Annotated in this window: 17 protein-coding genes; 6 read left to right on the top strand and 11 right to left on the bottom strand. The window is 68.5% G+C overall.

Annotation, left to right across the window (positions count from 1 at the left end):
* Window positions 1-2: 2 nt before the first annotated feature.
* Both ACGH52_RS25860 and ACGH52_RS25855 read right to left on the bottom strand, forming a co-directional pair.
* Window positions 3-1,157, bottom strand: a complete 1,155-nt coding sequence (locus ACGH52_RS25860) for a site-specific integrase (RefSeq protein ID WP_215210236.1) — start codon at window positions 1,155-1,157, stop codon at window positions 3-5.
* 24 nt (window positions 1,158-1,181) lie between these two features.
* On the bottom strand, window positions 1,182-1,682 hold the full coding sequence (locus tag ACGH52_RS25855; RefSeq protein ID WP_215210235.1) for a helix-turn-helix transcriptional regulator: 501 nt from the start codon (window positions 1,680-1,682) through the stop codon (window positions 1,182-1,184).
* A gap of 121 nt (window positions 1,683-1,803) precedes the next feature.
* On the opposite strand from ACGH52_RS25855, the gene ACGH52_RS25850 reads away from it, so the two are divergent.
* The 4 genes from ACGH52_RS25850 to ACGH52_RS25835 all read left to right on the top strand — a co-directional run bounded on the left by ACGH52_RS25850 (window position 1,804) and on the right by ACGH52_RS25835 (window position 6,336).
* Window positions 1,804-1,998: an AlpA family transcriptional regulator gene (locus ACGH52_RS25850; protein WP_030207232.1), complete on the top strand. Its 195-nt coding sequence runs from the start codon at window positions 1,804-1,806 to the stop codon at window positions 1,996-1,998.
* A gap of 506 nt (window positions 1,999-2,504) precedes the next feature.
* Window positions 2,505-3,758 carry a DUF3631 domain-containing protein gene (locus ACGH52_RS25845; RefSeq protein WP_399942689.1) on the top strand — a complete coding sequence of 418 codons (1,254 nt, stop codon included), beginning with the start codon at window positions 2,505-2,507 and terminating at the stop codon, window positions 3,756-3,758.
* Window positions 3,759-4,073: 315 nt separating this feature from the next.
* Complete coding sequence (locus tag ACGH52_RS25840) at window positions 4,074-4,649, top strand: MobC family plasmid mobilization relaxosome protein (protein ID WP_215210258.1); 576 nt, start codon at window positions 4,074-4,076, stop codon at window positions 4,647-4,649.
* Window positions 4,639-6,336 carry a relaxase/mobilization nuclease domain-containing protein gene (locus ACGH52_RS25835; protein ID WP_215210233.1) on the top strand — a complete coding sequence of 566 codons (1,698 nt, stop codon included), beginning with the start codon at window positions 4,639-4,641 and terminating at the stop codon, window positions 6,334-6,336. The genes ACGH52_RS25840 and ACGH52_RS25835 overlap by 11 nt, the downstream gene beginning before the upstream one ends.
* Before the next feature lie 134 nt (window positions 6,337-6,470).
* Here ACGH52_RS25835 and ACGH52_RS25830 read toward each other — a convergent pair whose 3' ends face one another.
* The 5 genes from ACGH52_RS25830 to ACGH52_RS25810 all read right to left on the bottom strand — a co-directional run bounded on the left by ACGH52_RS25830 (window position 6,471) and on the right by ACGH52_RS25810 (window position 11,037).
* Window positions 6,471-7,772, bottom strand: a complete 1,302-nt coding sequence (locus ACGH52_RS25830; protein ID WP_308293840.1) for a hypothetical protein — start codon at window positions 7,770-7,772, stop codon at window positions 6,471-6,473.
* Window positions 7,773-8,022: 250 nt separating this feature from the next.
* Window positions 8,023-8,568: an HAD domain-containing protein gene (locus ACGH52_RS25825; RefSeq protein ID WP_166629624.1), complete on the bottom strand. Its 546-nt coding sequence runs from the start codon at window positions 8,566-8,568 to the stop codon at window positions 8,023-8,025.
* A 35-nt stretch (window positions 8,569-8,603) separates the two neighbouring features.
* A complete protein-coding gene (locus ACGH52_RS25820) occupies window positions 8,604-9,296 on the bottom strand; it encodes a class I SAM-dependent methyltransferase (protein WP_371233155.1) in 693 nt (230 codons plus the stop codon).
* 1 nt (window position 9,297) lies between these two features.
* On the bottom strand, window positions 9,298-10,209 hold the full coding sequence (locus tag ACGH52_RS25815) for a phosphotransferase (RefSeq protein ID WP_215210230.1): 912 nt from the start codon (window positions 10,207-10,209) through the stop codon (window positions 9,298-9,300).
* Between the two features lie 78 nt (window positions 10,210-10,287).
* A complete protein-coding gene (locus tag ACGH52_RS25810; RefSeq protein ID WP_215210229.1) occupies window positions 10,288-11,037 on the bottom strand; it encodes a hypothetical protein in 750 nt (249 codons plus the stop codon).
* 223 nt (window positions 11,038-11,260) lie between these two features.
* On the opposite strand from ACGH52_RS25810, the gene ACGH52_RS25805 reads away from it, so the two are divergent.
* Both ACGH52_RS25805 and ACGH52_RS25800 read left to right on the top strand, forming a co-directional pair.
* Window positions 11,261-12,616 carry a tetratricopeptide repeat protein gene (locus ACGH52_RS25805; protein WP_215210228.1) on the top strand — a complete coding sequence of 452 codons (1,356 nt, stop codon included), beginning with the start codon at window positions 11,261-11,263 and terminating at the stop codon, window positions 12,614-12,616.
* A gap of 1 nt (window position 12,617) precedes the next feature.
* Entirely contained in the window at window positions 12,618-13,148 is a 531-nt protein-coding gene (locus ACGH52_RS25800; protein ID WP_215210227.1) for an NUDIX domain-containing protein, read from the top strand.
* A 294-nt stretch (window positions 13,149-13,442) separates the two neighbouring features.
* Here ACGH52_RS25800 and ACGH52_RS25795 read toward each other — a convergent pair whose 3' ends face one another.
* From ACGH52_RS25795 to ACGH52_RS25780, 4 genes are all read right to left on the bottom strand, one after another.
* Entirely contained in the window at window positions 13,443-13,925 is a 483-nt protein-coding gene (locus ACGH52_RS25795; RefSeq protein ID WP_215210226.1) for a hypothetical protein, read from the bottom strand.
* Window positions 13,922-14,923, bottom strand: a complete 1,002-nt coding sequence (locus tag ACGH52_RS25790; RefSeq protein ID WP_215210225.1) for a caspase domain-containing protein — start codon at window positions 14,921-14,923, stop codon at window positions 13,922-13,924. The genes ACGH52_RS25795 and ACGH52_RS25790 overlap by 4 nt, the downstream gene beginning before the upstream one ends.
* The gene (locus ACGH52_RS25785) at window positions 14,920-15,333 is read right to left on the bottom strand and encodes a TIR domain-containing protein (protein WP_215210224.1); all 414 of its coding nucleotides are present in this window, start codon (window positions 15,331-15,333) and stop codon (window positions 14,920-14,922) included. Before ACGH52_RS25785 ends, ACGH52_RS25790 begins: the two co-directional genes overlap by 4 nt.
* A gap of 297 nt (window positions 15,334-15,630) precedes the next feature.
* Window positions 15,631-16,314 carry a DUF6338 family protein gene (locus ACGH52_RS25780; protein WP_215210223.1) on the bottom strand — a complete coding sequence of 228 codons (684 nt, stop codon included), beginning with the start codon at window positions 16,312-16,314 and terminating at the stop codon, window positions 15,631-15,633.
* Window positions 16,315-16,342 lie beyond the last annotated feature (28 nt).

Raw genomic sequence — 16,342 nt, 5'->3', positions numbered from 1 at the left:
GATCATGCCATCTGACCTGCGATTTTCTTGGTTGCAGTGTCTCCGAGTCCGCACCCGGTCCGCAGGCCGCCGAGCACGGCGTCCATGACGGCCCGGGTGCGGTCTTCTTCGCCCGGCCACAGGTGCGCGTAGATCCGCAGCGTGATGACGGCGGACGCGTGCCCGAGGACCAGCTGCACCTGCTTGACGCTCGCGCCGCCGGCGATGAGCGCGGAGGCGTAGAAGTGCCGCAGGTCGTGGGTCACCATGTGCGGCAGGTCGACGGGCTTGCGGCCCTCGCGCTTGGCCGCCTCGCTCTCCTCCCCCTGGAGCGCCCTGCGGGCGCAGTTCCACTCCGTCTTCCAACGGCGGTAGTTGAGGGGCTCGCCCTCCTCCATGGTGAACAGCCACTCCTTGGAGGGGCGTGCGGCAAGGTGCGCGAGGAGCGCGTCGGTGACGACTTCCCCAACCGGGACCGTACGCCGGGACTTCGCGGTCTTCGGCGGGCCGATCTTCCCCGACTGGAGCCGTTGCCGCTCGACGCGGATGGTGCCGGCCTTGAAGTCGACGTCCGACACCTTGAGGCCGAGCAACTCACCTATTCGCAAGCCTGACCCCGCGAGCGTGACGATCGCCGCGCGGATGTACGGCGGCATCACCCGGGCCATGGCCTCGACCTGGGCGACCGTGGGCGGCGTGACCTCCTCGTCCGACGTGGGCGGAAGGGTGATCCGGCGGCACGGACTGGACGCGATGACCTTGTCCTCCACGGCCGCGGTCATGACGCGTACGAGGACGTCGTAGACGTTCCGCACGCTGCCGGGGCCGAGCAGTTCGGACAGGTTTTTGAACAGCACCTGGATGTCGTTGCGGCGTATCGCCGCCATGGCGCGGGAGCCGAGCGCCGGGACGAGGTGCAGCCGCAGCGCATTGTCGGTGATGCGCTCACCCGCCTCGCCGGCGATGAGCGACTCCTCCCACTTCTTCGCGTACTTCTCGAATGTGATCCGTCCGGCACGCGGGTCGACGTACTGGCCGGTCACGATGCTGGCCGTGACCTCGTCGAGCCAGCGCTGGGCGTCGAGCTTCCGCTCGAAGTGGCGGGCGTGCTCCTTGCCGTCGATGTCGCGGTAGCGGGCCCGCCATTTGCCGTTGGGGCGCTTCTGGATGTTGGCCAAGTGACCTCTCCTTCGTGTCGGTTGTCAGTAGTGACCACCGTCCTCGATGTCACTGCTGAGCGTGCGAGCGTCGCGCTCGTCGCCCATGAGGCGGAGGCACTGCTCGTGGATCGCCCGCGAGCTGTCGGGATGGGCCTTGATGTGGTCGGCGATGGCGACCACGGCGTGGTGCAGCCGGTCGCGCGCGTCTCGGGACTCGTAGAACGCCTCAACGGCTTCTTGGACGAGCCGCCGGCTGTCGATGTCGAGCCCCTCCAGGGGTGGGGACATCAACTCTTCGAGAGGAAGCTCGAAGACGCGGGAGAAGGCGAGGGCCTCGTCGAGGTTGATGCGCCGGCGAGGAGAGCCGTTCTCGATGCGCCAGACCGCTGTCTGGTTCATCTTGACGCCGGCCCTGGTCACCCGCTCGGCCAGCTCGGTCGTGCTCCACCCTCTGACCTCGCGCTCCAGCGCCACGCGCGCGGCCACGTTTCCCTCGCTGTAGAGCAGCGGCACCTCGCCGCCCTCGGGCTTGTCGCCTGCCATCGAACCTCCATCGTCACCGTAGCTATCCCAATTGAAACATGAGCTTCCCGATTTGGGTAACCGCCGATCCTGGGGTACAACTCTATGCAGATCGAATCGCCACTTAGCCGAATGGGAATGTATGCGATACCTGACCACCGCCGAGGTCGCCGAGCGCTACCGCACGGCCGAAAGCACCGTCCGCTACTGGCGCCAGATCAAGAAGGGGCCGCGCGGCATCAAGGTCGGCAAGCGGGTGCTGTACCCCGAAGCCGAGCTGCTGCGCTACGAGCGCACGCTGATCGACGGCCGGGACGAGTGGGGCCTGGCCTCGTGAGCCGCCGTCAGCCCCGGACACAGCATCGGCCCCCGGCGCGCCAACGCCGAGGGCCGGAGATTCCCCTGCACGTCGCCCATCCCTGAACGAACGAACCGGTGAGGGGGCGGGACCTTGCCCGTCCCAACCCTCACCTGAGAGGAACGTCTATGGAGGACTCTACGTCCCCCGCCACCTCGAACGCATCCGAGGTTGTCTGGCCCACCACCGCGGTCCCCGGCCAGGGCATCCCCTGGCGCAACGGGGACCGAACGGAGTCACGGTCCCCAGCTGCACCCTCCAGCGGCGATACTTCGACGGGTGTTCCGGTCGGGGACCGAAGCACCCCCAACGCGGCACCTGTGCAGGTCAGTGCGCTGGGGACCGGTCCCGCTGGAGCGGAAGCCGGGGACCGGGCGGAGCCTTCCGGTCGGCTGGCCCTCGAACCCGGTCCCCGAATCCCGGGCGGGCACGCCGTACTCCGATCCGATGGTGAGGGCCACGGTCCCCACTCTTCTGCGGGGACCGTGGTCTCCGACGGCGGATCGGGGACCGGGGACCGCGCCGGTGCGAGCGACGAGACGACCGACGAAGGAGCTGCGCTGCTGGATGACCTCCGTGCGGCGATCGGCCGGTACGTGGTGCTGCCGAGCGACGAGGCCCTGACGGCGGTCACGTTGTGGGTGGCGGCCTCCCACATCCAGCCCGCCCTCCAGCACGCCCCACGGCTGGCGGTGGTGGGACCGACCAAGGGGTGCGGCAAGTCCCGCGTCCTGGACGTGCTCCACGAGACCGTGCACCAGCCGATGATGACGGTGAACACCTCGCCTGCGGTGGTCTTCCGCGTCATCGGCAAGAACCCGCCGACGCTGCTGGTGGACGAGGCCGACACCATCTTTGGCCCCAAGGCCGGCGACAAGGAGGACCTGCGCGGCCTGCTGAACGCGGGGCACCAGCGCAACCGGCCCGCCTGGCGAATCTCCGGGCCGGAACACAAGCCGACGGCATTTCCCACCTTCGCCATGGCCGCGCTCGCCGGGATCGGCGACCTGCCGGACACGATCATGGACCGGGCGGTCGTCCTCCGCATGCAGAAGCGCAAGCCGGGCGAGCGCATCGCTCCGTTCCGCTCGCGGTACTCCGTTCCGGAACTGAACGCGCTGCGCGACCGGCTGACCACCTGGCTGACCCCGCTGCGGAGCACAGCCGCGGGATTGGTCCCGCAGATGCCGGTCGAGGACCGCGCCGCCGACACGTGGGAGCCGCTGGTGATCGTCGCCGACCTGGCCGGCGGGCACTGGCCCTCGCGGGCCCGTGCCGCCTGCCTGGCGATGACGCGCAACGAGGTGGTCCAGGACGAGCAGACGACGCTGAAGACGCGGCTGCTGCGAGACGTCCGCCGCGTGTTCGAGCAGGAGGGCCACAAGGAAGCTCTGCGCAGCCAGGACCTGCTCGCCGCCCTCCTCCAGGACGCGGAGGCGCCGTGGGCCGAGTACGGCACCAAGGGCCTGAACGCCTACCACCTGGCCAATCTGCTGCGCGACTTCGGCATCAGCCCGGCCAACCACCGCTTCGAGAACGGCAGGCAGGCCAAGGCGTACGCCCGCAACCAGTTCCTCGACGCCTGGGCCCGCTACTGCCCCGACCCCGCCCAACCGGCACCCACAGCCGAGGAGACCGTGCCCGCACATCGAGCCCAGGGCAAGCCACCGGCCCCTCCGTCCGGGACGCTGCCCATCGGCCCGCCCGGCGGGCCTGCCGGCCCCAAGCCCACTCGCTGACACCAGCTCCGTATCAATCCGTCGCATCCGTCCCCGCGCAGGTCAGCGCGGGGACGGAGTTCCTTGCCGATACGGATCACTCCGTACCTGCGACCGCCTCCGTACCTGTCCTGACCAGCTAAGGGACGGATGCAACGGACGTGACGAAGCCCCACCGCACACGACTACCGGAGCACCACCATGCCCGACACGAGCACCGAGAACTCCCCCACCCGCCGCCGCAAGCGAATCTTTGGCCTGACCCGCCGATCAGCAGCAAGCTGGAGCGAACGAGCCTCTAACGAGGCTTCGTCCGCGCTTGCCCCCGCCCCAGGGGTGGCGGAGGAGAAGGCCGAGCGCCAGGGGGCGCCCGTGCCGAAGGAGGGTGTAGCCGAGACCAACTGTCAGCCCGCAGGCGACTCCGTCGCCCCGAGCACTCAGCCGCCAGCGGATGTCCAACAGCCCGCCGAGCAGCCCTCCTGGCGGGATCCCGATGCTCCCGTCCTGCCCGCGCTGATGAACCGCAAGCGCACGGTGGAGAAGCGCGACCAGGAGAAGACCATCCGCTTCACGCGGACCGCGGTCCGCGTGATCGGCGCCGCCGCTCATCAGCGCGGTCAGAAGTTCGCCGGATTCGTCGGCGACGCCGCCCTGGCCGTTGCCCTCGGCAAGGCGGGGCTGGTCGGCAGCCCTGAGGACGATCCTCTCCGCCCGCTGATCGAGGCCGTTGAGGCACACACGGTCGCGCTGAACCGCATCGGCGGCAACCTCAACCAGATCACCGCAGCCATCCACCGAGGAACGGTGCCCGAGCGTGCCGAGGCCGTGCTGGACCGCGTCGAGCAAGCCGCCGAGAACAGCTACCGACTGATCGACCAGCTCCTGACGGAAGGCACCGCGCATGGTTCCTGACGTCTCTACCGGCTCCGACACCCGCGGGCTGATCGTCTACCTTTTCGGCCCTGGCCGCCGGGACGAACACACCGACCCTCACATCGTCGCCGCCTGGGACATCGCCGGCGCCCCAGACCCCGGCCGCGACCCGGCAGCCACCTACTCCCAGCTCGCCAAGCGCCTCGACCACCATGTCGACCTGCGCACCCGCGAACTGGGCGGCAAGAAACCACCCCAGCACGTCTGGCACTGCCCAGTCCGCACCGCGCCCGGCGACCGCTACCTCACCGACGCCGAGTGGGCCGAGGTCGCCCGCCGCATCGTTCGCGCCACCGGAATCGCCCCCGAAGGCGACGAGAAGGCATGCCGGTGGATCGCCGTGCGCCACGCCGACGCCCACATCCACATCATGGCCACCACCGTCCGCGCCGACGGGCGCCGCCCACGCACCCACCGCGATGGACAGAGGGCCCAAGCCGAATGCCGCAAGATCGAAGCCGAGTTCGGCCTGCGCCGCCTGAAGTCCGGCGACCTCACCGCGCCCCGCACCCCTACCGGCGCCGAACGCGCCAAGGCAGAGCGCCAGGGCCAGACGGTCACGGCACGGCACTGGCTGCGCGAGCAGGCGTACGCGGTCGCCGCCGCCGTACACAACGAAGCCGACTACTTCACCGTGCTGCAGTCCCTCGGCATCAAGGTCAAGACACGACTCGGCCCCGAGACCGGCGACGTGATCGGCTACAGCCTCGCCGCACCCGGCGACACCAACGCGGCCGGCGAACCCGTCTGGTACGGCGGCTCCAAACTCGCCCCCGACCTCTCCATCAACCGCCTACGCGAACGCCTCCCCGACCAGAAGGTGGCCGACCACCCGCGGTATGTGGCGGACCCCGCCGACCCATGGCGGCACACCACCACCGTCATACACACAGCGCACACCGTCCTCGACTCCGGTGACGATGCCGCCGCCCAGGGCCACCTGGCCGCCTTCGGCGACGCCCTGTACAACATCGCCAGCGCCACGACCGGCCCCCACCGGGCGGAACTGCAGGCGGCGGCGATGGCGTTCAACCGCGCCCGCCGCTCCGTCACCCGCGCCGATCACCAGGCAGCCACTGCCCTGCGCAAGGCCGCCAAGGAACTCGCCTACGCCTCCGGCGAGCCGGGCGGGCTCGCCATCGCCCTGCTCTTTGCCACCGTGCACCTGGCCCGCGCCGCCGCCAAGTGGCATGAGCAACGCGGCCACGCACAGCAGGCCGCCGCAGCCGAAGAAGCCTTCCGCCACCTCCAGGCGGCCTACCAGCAGGCCGCCACACCCGTCTTGGCCGACTTGGCCCGCCGCGCACCACGAGCCGCAACCGCCCGCCGCTTCGAGCAAGACGTGCGCGCGGCCCTCCCCAACCACGCCGACCGGATCCTCGCCGACCCCACTTGGACTGCCCTGACCACCACCCTCGCCCACGCCGAGACCGCCGGCCACAACCCCCGACGTCTCCTGGCCGAGGTGGGTACCCAGCGGGAACTCGACAGCGCCGAGCACCCCGCCGAGGTCCTCAACTGGCGCATCACGGCTCAGCCGAATCGGCGGATGCAAGCGGCTCGCATGCGAAGCGCCACCAGCGGCACCTCGGCCATGTCCGCCACGCCACACCCTCCGGCCACACCAGTGGCCATGAGGTCCGAAGAACGCAGTCGACACCGCTGACCCCGGCCAGCGCAGAGCTGCTCACGTTGATTCCCCACTCGGCCGGTGGTCTACGTCCCTGATATCGCTTGAGTGGACGAGATGTCGCTCCGGTCGGCCTCGCACTCAGGTGAGGCCGACCGGCGAACAACGCTTCACGAGCAGTTCCACTCCTCGCTGGGCAGTGCGTGCCACAGGTCGAGCCAGTCGTGGAGCAGGAAGAGGGGGCGGGTCAGGACGATGTCGCCGGCCCGCTGGGAGCGGATCGCCAGGCCGAGGTCGGCGAAGACCGGATCGCCGGCGACGCTGTACGCCAGGCTGCCGCGCCGTGTGGTGCGGTGGATGAGCCAGTCCTCCACGTGGGAAGGCGCGCAGCCGGTCAGCGGGGCTGCGTCCAGTCTCACCTGGGGGCCGGTGAAGGCGTCTGCGGCGACGCACCCCAGGCGGCCGTCGTGGAAGAGGGCCCTGATTCCGCTCTCAGTGAAGTCGGCGTAGTTGAGCTGCTGGTTTTCGCCGTGGTGGGAGTAGGACGAGACGGCCGGTCCTTCGCCGAGGACGCGGGTGATCTCTTCCAAGGTCATCCCGAAGTGCAGGGGGCCGACTCCTACGTACGGCGTGAACGTCCACTCGGCGCGCTCGTCCTCCCGGGCGATCCGCCACGGGCCGCGGTACCCCGCCTCGCTTCCAGCGGCGGCCACGGGCGGCTCGGGTGCTGGCTCGTGCAGGGCGGCCGGTACGGGAGCTGTTCGGTCCTCACGCCGGCGGCCGAGTCGTTTCGGAGCCGCGGTGTCCTCGGGTTGCTCTTCCAGCCAGCGGATCGCCTGCTCCTGCTCCTGGCCGCCGAACGGATCCTCCGCCAGCGCGCCTGCCCGGTCCAGTGCCGCGCGGCGCTCCTTCTCCGCAGTGACGAGACCAGTGACATCCTCCCCCCAGGAAGCCAGCCGTTCCCGGGCTATCCACCGGTAGTACGAGTCCGCGCTCACGGCAAGGGCCTCGCGAACGGCGGGCGCGTACCGGGGTACGGACGAGGCGAGGGCGGGGTCGGCCAGGAGCAGGGCGGTGGCCGCGAGCGCGGCCTCCTTCACCAGTGGATCGTCGGCGTTGCAGAAGTCCGCGATGCGGTCGTGGAGTATTGGCCTTGCCGCACGGGCGGCGGCCAGATTCTGCGCCGTGCCGACGCCGTTCTCGACGTCCAGGCGGGCGATGTCGGCGAACGAAGCCAGCCAGTTCAGCAGTTCGGCGCGAAGCGACCGCCGACCGGCCCTGCGCTCCCACCGGTCTTCGGCGAGGGTGCGTGGATCGTCGAGAAGACCGGCCAGGACCAAGGCTGCCGGAGCGGTCGCCGGAAACACCTGCTCCTGATTGAGGAGCAGCCGATACAGATCGCCTACCGCCCGTACCCGGGGGGCCGGTTCGGCGGCGAGCACAGCGCCGAGGACGTCCGGTGTGTCAGGCACACCGTGCTGGCCCGTACAGACGTGCGGTAGCTCTTCCCAGGCGGTGCCGGCGAGTTCTGCCTGTGCTCTGGGTGGCAGGGAGCTGGCGGGAGCACCAGAAAGGTCTGGGGTCATCTCGTTGATCACGACCGCAGTGTTCCAGCCGACTCCGACATCAGCGCCGCCGATACGTGCCGCAGACCGCAGACGGCTCACGCTGGAGCAACACTCTGATGCCCTCGCTACTCGTGGCAGCGGGGGCATCTTGGCGTCAGGCGGCGCGGGCTGTGGGTAACTGCGAGACCCACGTCGTGAGCCCGGTCAGGTGCTCGGGCTGCAGCCCGTGGTGTGGGTCGGGTTGAATGAGGAGGGTCGACGTTCCCTTCGCAGTGCGCTCCGCCGCCCATTCATGGTCGAGGCCGGTGAAGTCGTCGTCGATCCAGACGGCGGGGGCGTCGCCCAGCCAGGCGTCGACGTGGTCGCGCTTCCACAGGTAGCCGTTGGGGTGGCTGGTGGTGATCTGCGGACGCGGGAGATCGACGTACGACAGGGTTGGAAGGCCGAGGAGCGGGCCGATGAGGGTGGTGGCGTCCTGGCGCCAGCTGGTGCACCAGACCGGGGTGACCAGGCCGGTGCGGATCACGTCCATGAGCATGGGGCCGTGGGCAGGGTCGAGCCAGACGGTGACCGGGTTGTCGGCGCTCCGGCCGGTGGGGACGACGTCGTGGCGGGCGTGGGTGGCCGGGGTCGAGCCGTCCGCGTTGGGGAAGGGTATGAGGACGCCGTCGATGTCGAGGAGCAGGTAAGGCGGGCGCATCGCTTCCTCCGGGGGAAGCCGGGGCGAATGGCTGGTCAGAGCTTGCGGGCGCGGATCAGCAGGGTGGTGGGCCAGTGGCCCATGCGGGGGTCGTTGAACTCCTGGGCCGAAGTGAGCCAGAAGCCCGCTCGGCTGAGGTGCCTCTCCCAACGGTCGGTATCGAACTCCCATCGGGCGATGGGGAGCCGAGTGCGGTCGGGCAGGGTGACGTGGTCGCGACGAGGCCGGTCGTCGCCGGAGGGGCTTCGACCGCCGCGCTGCGGGTGGGGGACAGAGAAGGCCAGCACTCGCCCGGGCGGGAGGCGTTGGGCGACGGCCGGGAGCAGGAGCTCGGGGGCGACGAGACTGATGGCTCCGAAGACGGAGTAGATCGCGTCGAACTGCTCGTCGGAGGCTTGCAGGTAGTGCAGGGCGTGGCCGGCCACGAAGGTGAGGTTGTTCAGCCGTCCGTAGTGGGAGCGGGCGCGGCGGACCTGGAGGCCGACCAGGTCGACGCCGGTGACGTGGGCGCCGTGTCGGGTGGCGAGGTGGGCGGCGTTGTGGCCGGGGCCGCAGCCGAGTTCCAGCAGTCGCTTGCCGCGCAGGTCGGGGCCGAGGGCGTCGGCTCCGGGTCCTTGGCCGGGTCTCGTGGTCCATTCCATCCGGGCGGGTACGGCCAGAGGTTCGGCGAGTCCGGCGGCGGTGCGCTGGGCGGCGTGGGCGTGCCAGGGGGATGCCTGGGCGAGCACGTCAGATCTCCAGGAGGCGGAGGACGTCGGTGAGGTGGCGGCGGACGGCCTTGATGTAGGCGGGGTCGGTGACCGGGTCGTCGATCCAGCGGATGGACTGCTCCATGAACCACTCGACGGCCCACACGCGGTGCCAGCCCAGGGCCCAGTTCTCGGCGGTGAGCCCGCCGCGTGAAGCGAGGGCGTCGGGGGTGCCGCCAGCGGTGACGTACTGCTCCAGGAAGACGCGCAGGCGCACGGGGTGCGGGGGATCGATGGTTCCGTGCCAGCTGGCGAGGTCGAGCAGGCCAGGGCCGGTGAAGGCGCGGGCGAAGTCGAGCAGCCGCCACCCGCGCTCCCCGATGTGGAGGCTGGTGGGGTGGAACTCGGAGTGCACCCAGCCGAACGGTTCCAGCGTCGCTCCGGCCGAGCGGGCCTCGGCGGCCTGGGCGATACGGTCGAGCGCGTCCTCGACATCGTCGGCGTCCTGCCACCGATCGGCCTTGCGCAGACGTTCGAGATGCTCAAGCGCCCTGGCCGGCAGCGTCCGCAGCCGGTCCCGGTCGAGTACGGGCAAGGGAGGAGCCGTACGGGTGCCGTGCAGGACCACGGCCGCGGCGACGCCGTCGAGGTCGTCGGCCACGCGGACGGACGGTCCGAGGTCCTCCATGAGCATGCCGAGCCAGCCGTCCAGGACGGCGGAGGCGTGGACCTGAGGGACGGGTACGCCGAGGGTGTGGGCCAGGCGGAGGGCCTGGTCCTCGCTGTCGAAGGGCTTCTTGGCGTACTTGAAGATGGCCGTGGAGCCGTCGGGGAAGGTCACGCGCTCGACGCCGGACATGGACCACACGCGTACCTCCTCCCGTACGGCGGTGGTCTGGCCGGTCGCGGTGAGCAGGTTGTCGAGGAGTTCGGCGCTGGGGTTCGTGGTCACGTGGGAGCTCCGGGGAGGGATGGTGGCGTCCGGGGCGGGCGAGGGATGTCGGCCCGCCCCGGAGCCTGATCGGGTGGGTTACGCGGCGGGGTTCACGCGGTGGGCGTAGACCTGCTCGATCCAGCCCGCCTTGAAGGCCGCGAGGTCGTCGCGGAAGTTCGCCATCGAGGCACCGTAGGGCGCGACCACGCCGCCGGACTGGTCCGGCACGGACTGGCACCCATGCACGAGCCGGCCGCCGAGCGCCGCGTGGGCCTTGATGGACTCGATCCGGCGGTGCTCGTTGAACCAGCCGCCGTGGTAGACCTCGTCGAGCATCCCGCCCATTTCGTCGTCCAGGTCGAAGACGACGGAGGTGGCGGCGGGGAAGAACCAGCACGGGCCGACGTTGGAGATGTGCCCGTCCAGTTCGACCTTGTTGAGCGCCATGAGCGTGGCGGCCTCGCGGAGCATCCGCAGGTGGTCGGCGGTGATCTGCGGCAGGCCGAGGCCGGCCAGGTGCTCGTCGCGGAAGAGGTACGCGTACATCTCGTACGCGGTGGCCAGAACGCGGGCCGCGTCGGAGGTGGACTCGCTGTGCTGCTTGATGAAGTCGAGCGCGAGCTGCTCGACCGCGCTCTCGGTCGTCTCTTCCACGTCCAGGAGCTGGGACTTGACCAGCTCCCAGTCGGCGACGAGCCAGGTGTTCGACTCGAAGCGGAAGAAGTACTCGGCCGGGTCGATCGTGATGCGCCGGCCGTCGACCTGGATGCCAGCCAGGCGGCTCCAGCGCGCGTCGAACGCCTCGGACAGCTCGACCGTGATGGCCGCGGTGTCGATGGTGGTCACCGTGTCTCCGTCTCTGATCGGCCGGGTTCGGGCACAGGAATGCCCGAGCCCGGTGTGGGCGTACGGAACTTCGGGGTGCTGCCCGGACCAAGGGGGAGCCTGGATCACGGTTGCGCCGTTCCGGGCGGCTGCTGATAAGTGAACCGGTGGTCACGCTCAGTGGGTACGGTGGAAGGCAGTTGAAGCGGTATACGCGGTTTACAGCTCCGGAGTGGAGGCGATCGTGGCGGCGCAGAGAGAACCCAACTCCCGTCTGCGTGACGTCATTGAGGCGGTCGACTGCACCTACGAGGCTCTCGCCAGAGACGTGCGGCGTATCGCCGCCGAGAACGGCGAGATCCTCCAGACCAACAAGTCGGCCATCTCGCACTGGGTGAAGGGCACCCGTGCCCCGTCCGGGCGGGTAGGTCAGTACCTGGCCGAGGCGCTGTCCCGTCGAGCGGGGCGCACGGTCACCCAGATCGAGATCGGCCTCCAGGCCGGTGATGACGAAGAGCCGGCGGAGTCCGACCCTGTCCTCGCCGTCACCGACCTGGGCCGCGCCGACGTCGAGCGCCGCCGCTTCCTCGCCATCGCGGCCTTCACCACCGCTGGCGTCGCGATGCCGCTCGGATACGACCACGAAGCCACCGCCCGCATGCTCCGCGCCCGCACCGGCGCGTCCCTGGTCGGGGCGGAGGACGTGGACGTCGTACGGCAGATCACGGCGGCCTTCAGTGCGGCCGACGAGCGCCTCGGCGGCGGGCACGGCCTGACCACCGTCACCGCGTACCTCGCCGACACAGCCGCCCCCATGCTGCGCGGACGCTTCCCCAGCGAAGCCTTACGCCGGGCCGCCTTCGGCGCCGTCGCCGAACTCGCCTACCTCGCAGGGTGGAAGCACCACGACCTCGGCCAGGAAGGCGCCGCCCAGCGCTACTACCAGGTCGGCTACAAGCTCGCCTGCGAAGCCGACCCCCACGGCCACGCCGCCTGGATGATGCGCGCCCTCGCCCACCAGGCCCTGAGCCTCAAACAGCCCCACCACTGCGTCGACCTCGTCGAAGGCGCCCTACGCACGGGGCTCGGCTACGTCGACGGTCAGACCGAGGCTCTCCTCCACATCACCCACGCCCGCGCCTACGCCGCCACCGACGAGAACCCGTCGGCCGCACGCGCCCTGCTCGCCGCCGAGGACGCCCTCCTACGGGACGACGGCCCCCAGCCCAGCTACTCCCACGTGAGCGGCCCCGCCGCTGGCACCGTGGCCAGCCACACCGCCCGCACCCTGACCGACCTCGCCGACCACATCGGTACCGAGCAGCAGCACCGGGACGCCCTCACTCGCTGGGACCCCGAGAAGTACAAGCGCGTCCACGCCCTCACCCACGCCGACCTCGGCGACAGCCTCGCCGCCCAGGCCCGCGCAGACGAAGCGGTTGCCGCCTGGACCCAGGCCCTTGTCCTCATGGAGGGCATGACCTCCGACCGGACCCGGAAGGCGATCTCCTCGATCCGCTCCACCCTCGCGGTCTACCAGCGCCGCCGCGTCCCCGGCGCCGCCGGTCTCGCCCGCCGCGCCCGCGAAGCCCTCGCCTAACATGCCCAACAACCCGCCCGACGAAGGGAACACCGTGGCCCAGCAGACCGACGACCAGCCGAAGGCCCTCAAGCCAGCGTTCGAATCGATGACCCTGCTGGTCGCGGCCGTCATCGTCCACGACAAGGCCACCAACCGCGTCGTCCTCCTCCAGCGCAGCGAGAACGCCAAGTTTGCCCAGGGAATGTGGGACCTCCCCGTCGGCAAGAGCGAGCCGGGCGAGCCCATCACGGAGACGGCGGTCCGCGAGCTCTACGAGGAGACGGGCCTCACCGTGAAGCCCGAATCCCTCAAGGTCGCCCACATCATCCACGGCGCCTGGGGCGTCGAAGCCCCCAACGGCTTCCTCTCCGTCGTCTTCGCCGCCCACGAATGGACCGGCGAACCTGAGAACCGCGAACCCCGCAAGCACTCTCAGGTCCGCTGGATTGACGCCAATGCAATTCCCGAGAACTTCGTGGACACCACAGCTAGCGCCCTCCACTGCTACCTCGGAGGCGGGCCGCAGGTCTCCCTAGACGGATGGGGCTAAGGGCTCGTAGGGAATCAAGGTGTTGCCTCCACCGGCCGACCTGTCACTTCGACCACCTCGGCGCCCCACACGCTCGCGAGGTCGTCGACGAGAACCCAATGAGCTTCTGACTATTGGATCCGCTCCACCGGGTCTTGAGGCCGGGACCGCACCGCCAGCCAGCCAGGGCCGGTCGTTCTGGCCTACGCTGTCACCGCCCCGGGCAACATGCGCAACCCGGCCACCAGTCGCCAGCGCCCATACTCGATCGGATTGAAATACCAACCGAACTGCGGTAGACGCCAGGCGTCCTGCTTATTCTCTCGTCGCTCCCGTTGGCCAGATGATGCGGACGTCTGTGCCCCGACGCTGCGCGTAGGCCACTACGTCGGCGGTTCCGCCTTTTCCACCTGCCGGCTTACCGTCCCAGACAGCCAGCAGAATGTCGCTCTGATCGACCACTTCTTGCCCCGCTGCCATGTAGGCATCTTCTCCGGGCGCCGGGAACGCGAGTTCGGATCGTGACGCAGCGAGTCGGAGCAGACACTCGTAAGCTGCTCGTGGCTGCTCGCTCTGGAAGCTAGTCTCGTAATTCTTACTGGGGATGACAGCGTGCAGTTGGGCTCCGGCAGCCAACATCGCGAAAGCAAAAATCTGGTCTGCCCCCTCTGCAAAACATGTTAGCCCCAGAAGCTCCTCTTCTTTATGGTTCGCTATCTCTGCCGTCATAGCTTTGACTACATCAAGGCGTGTGGCGGCACTCAGCGCCTGGTGTCCTGTGCAACCGATACGCTTCATAGGACCTTCCTTTTGGCCAGGTTCCAGAAGTAGCGACCCATAGCGGTCAAATAAACCTCGCCGCTCTCCATAGCGACCCAGTAGTGGTCACGTTGGCCGTCCGTAGTGACCAGGTTGGCGTTACGCAACCGCCCCAGGTAGTCGAACTGCTGTTGTTCCGGGGTCCCCTCGATACCGGGGGGTAGAGGCCGTCCTTCACCTTCATGTTCCGGGCTCAGCCGTACTCGGCTGTTCGCATCGGGGAAGTGGTTGGGTAGTTGGCGCAGCAGGTTGGCATCGAGCCAAGGCGGCCCGATACGCAGCGTAACAGGCTCGGTCAGGCTGGTTTTGAGGACCGGGCGTTGCTGCCAGGCATCGAAGGCCGCACTGACGTATCCGTAGAGGCTGAGTGCAGTGACTTTTCCCAGATGGTCGGTAGCTCCGCCTTCTAGGCCGTCCAAGAGAATGCGAGTGAAAGCACCGTGTCCGCTTACCTCCTGGGAAGGTTCTGTTCCGCGACTCGCGGCCAGGACCGTGACATTCTCCCGCAGGATGCTTTTGTTTAGGCGGAAATTTTCAGCAACGGCCGCTGTCTGTTGTCCTGGTGTGTTGCCAAGGTCGCCGCTGAAGCAGCAGTCGAGTATCAGCGTCACGCTTCGTGCAGGGGAGTCGTTAGCGAGGGTAATCAAGTCGCTCATGGACACCCCCAAGCTGTGCTCTGTAGCGTCCTGAGTGACTAGATCAGCACCCCAGGCGGTCTGAGCACCATGGCCGGCGAAGAAGAAGAGCAGGTCGGTGTCACGAGCGTTGGCGAACAACTGCGTAAGGGCCTGCCGCAGGCTGTCTCGTGTTACTTCGGCTCCGCCTTCTTCTCCTGTTATCAGCTGCGTGCGCCAGTTGGGACTGCCGTCAGCGTGCGTGGCCAGGAGGTCGTTAAGGGCTATTGCATCCGCGACGCACCCTGCCAACGATCCACCAAGCGGGTAGTGATCGATGCCTACGAAGATGGCCCGCTTCACGCGTTCTTGCCCTCACCCATCATCTGCTGTACCGCCGCTGCGATATAGCTCCACTTCCACGCCATGGTGCGGTTGCGCTGTAGGCCGACGGGCAGCGTACTGGCCAATCCAGCTCCGTCGACGTACACGCCGAAGACGGGGACTCGGAGCTCCTTGGCCATGGCGATCTCTTTAGCCACACCAGTGGCAGATGCCATGTGTCGGCCTACCAGCACGATGCACATGTTGGTGTGTGCCATCTTCGTCTTGATGAGTGCTTCCCACTGTCTCTGCGGCAGGTGGGTCTTGCTGGACCAGTCCTGCACAGTGAAGGGTGTGGGCGAGTCGCTCCGCGCCTGTCCGGCGAACAGCCTCTTCTGTATCTCGTTGTGATCAAAGTCGAAGCTGAGGAACGCACGGGGGTCGACCATGATCTTTTCCCTACTCTCGTACCGGACCGGCTGTGACTCACATGCTAGACGGCTGGTCTGACAGTCAAGTCAGTTCTGGAAGCCGGGCATAGGCAGCAACGCCATGGACATTGTTACGCGGCCGAGCTGCTCTCGGTAAGGTGTCCGATGGAAGGCTTTGATCGTTCTCGCCACAGTCGTCAGAAGACGGATGCCCGTGAAGGAGGCCGCTCGTGGCTGATGAGCCGAAGGTGCCCCGCTCAGGTGACCAGCCCCAGACCAAGCCATCAGACGAGTCTGATAATCGTGGCCACAAGCCTACGATGCAGCCGGGGCGGACGCCTGCGTCGCCGCCGCCTCCGCCTCCCCCTCAGGGACAGGGGGGTAGCTGACGAACATAGCCACGATCCGGCGGGCCGAGATGCACGCGGCGCCCCAGGGAAACGCATGCATCTCGGTCGTGCCGGGCGCTCGATACTTCAGCGGCTCCACCAGCACCAGGTCTCTGTCTGGCGAGTCGTCTGAACTGACGTTGAACGATGCCTGGCGTCCCTCGATGTAGGAGCCGTCCTCGAGGATGCAGCCAACGATGGGGTTCTCTCCGGGGAACCAGCGGTCGAACATGACCCACCATGCCGACATCGCAGACGCATGAGGCCTGTCTCCTGTGAGCGCTGCGGCAGTTGCGGCCAGTGCACATGAGAACAGCAGCAGACCAACAGCCCACCACCCGAGCTCGGCGTAGTGATCCCGCGCATAATCAGCGCCTTCACGGACCAGTCGGCCGACATCTGGCGTCAGCCCGGGCATTAGCCCGCGTGCCACCGCGAAGAGTATGAGCGTGGCGAGCTCGGTGAGGACGCTGCAGAACACCACTGCACCTGTCTCACGGAACGGTGTAGGGCGACGTTCACTCCCCCGCCGCTCGCGGATGATCACAAAGGTCAGTCCCGGAAGCAGAAGAACAACCAGCAACACGAGACCTGTGACAGTGGTGGGCACGATGGGCTCTTCATGTCTGTAGGCGGAC

The sequence above is a fragment of the Streptomyces sp. BBFR25 genome (genome assembly GCF_044590125.1).
Taxonomy (GTDB): domain Bacteria; phylum Actinomycetota; class Actinomycetes; order Streptomycetales; family Streptomycetaceae; genus Streptomyces; species Streptomyces canus_D.
Note: the sequence above shows the minus strand (reverse complement) of the source record. Positions and strands in the feature narration are given on the sequence as shown.